General features: G+C 45.9%; 4 tRNA genes and 1 rRNA gene. All 5 read right to left on the reverse strand.

Annotated features, from left to right (window positions below):
• A 23S ribosomal RNA gene (locus L4D06_RS25370) occupies window positions 1-204 on the reverse strand; the annotation flags it as partial.
• A gap of 382 nt (window positions 205-586) precedes the next feature.
• A tRNA-Ala gene (locus L4D06_RS25375) sits at window positions 587-662 on the reverse strand.
• 41 nt (window positions 663-703) lie between these two features.
• Window positions 704-779, reverse strand: a tRNA-Val gene (locus L4D06_RS25380).
• Between the two features lie 30 nt (window positions 780-809).
• Window positions 810-885, reverse strand: a tRNA-Lys gene (locus tag L4D06_RS25385).
• A gap of 1 nt (window position 886) precedes the next feature.
• Window positions 887-962, reverse strand: a tRNA-Glu gene (locus L4D06_RS25390).
• Between the last annotated feature and the right edge of the window lie 152 nt (window positions 963-1,114).

Genomic DNA, 1,114 nt, shown 5'->3' on the forward strand with positions numbered 1-1,114 from the left:
ACTTAGATGTTTCAGTTCCCCGAGTTCGCCTCATGCAGCTATGTATTCACTGCATGATACGTGCTTATGCACGTGGGTTTCCCCATTCGGAAATCGTAGACTCAAGTGGCTGTTACTGCCTTATCTACGCTTATCGCAAGTTACTACGTCCTTCATCGCCTCTGACTGCCAAGGCATCCACCGTGTACGCTTAGTCACTTAACCATACAACCCCAAGAGGTCTTKCGTATGGACCGTTTGCGTTCACTTTTTAAAGTGAAAACAAAACAGCAACCAAGGTGTTCTCGTTAAAGAACATGTTCAAATTAATGAACGGTTTTTCGCCGGACTCAAATATGTTCATCCCTCTCTAGGAGAAGAATGAAACCAAGAACACTTGAATGTGTTTGGTGTTAATTCCGAAGAATTAACGTTTTGAGAACTTTTGTTTCRTTACCTCTCGGGTAGAGAGATAAGAAACAGATTTCAATTCATTCCTTAGAATGAATCTACTAGTCAGCTTTCCAGATTTTTAAAGAGCAAAGTGATRTTTCTCTGATAACAGAGTCCACTTTCTAAACACACTCGTGAGAATGTTTTTAGAGAGTGGTGGAGCTATGCGGGATCGAACCGCAGACCTCCTGCGTGCAAGGCAGGCGCTCTCCCAGCTGAGCTATAACCCCATATGTTTTACTTCTTAGGAGAAGTTCTCTAAAAGAGAAAGTGGTGGGCGATACCGGGCTCGAACCAGTGACCCCCTCCTTGTAAGGGAGGTGCTCTCCCAACTGAGCTAATCGCCCACATAAGTTTTACATCGCCTGTGGAGGAGATGGTGGGTCGTGTAGGATTCGAACCTACGACCAATTGATTAAAAGTCAACTGCTCTACCAACTGAGCTAACGACCCGTGGCGTCCCATAGGGGAGTCGAACCCCTGTTACCGCCGTGAAAGGGCGGTGTCCTAGGCCTCTAGACGAATGGGACACAAATCTTTTCAACAACTTTCATTGCTGATGCGTTGAGGTTTGGGACCTCAACCACTCTTTACTTTTTCAACCTATACAATTTGTGTGGACACTGGCATCGATAGTATCGTTAAGGAGGTGATCCAGCCCCAGGTTCCCCTAGGGCTACCT

The organism is Enterovibrio makurazakiensis, from assembly GCF_050336585.1.
Lineage (GTDB): Bacteria > Pseudomonadota > Gammaproteobacteria > Enterobacterales > Vibrionaceae > Enterovibrio > Enterovibrio gelatinilyticus.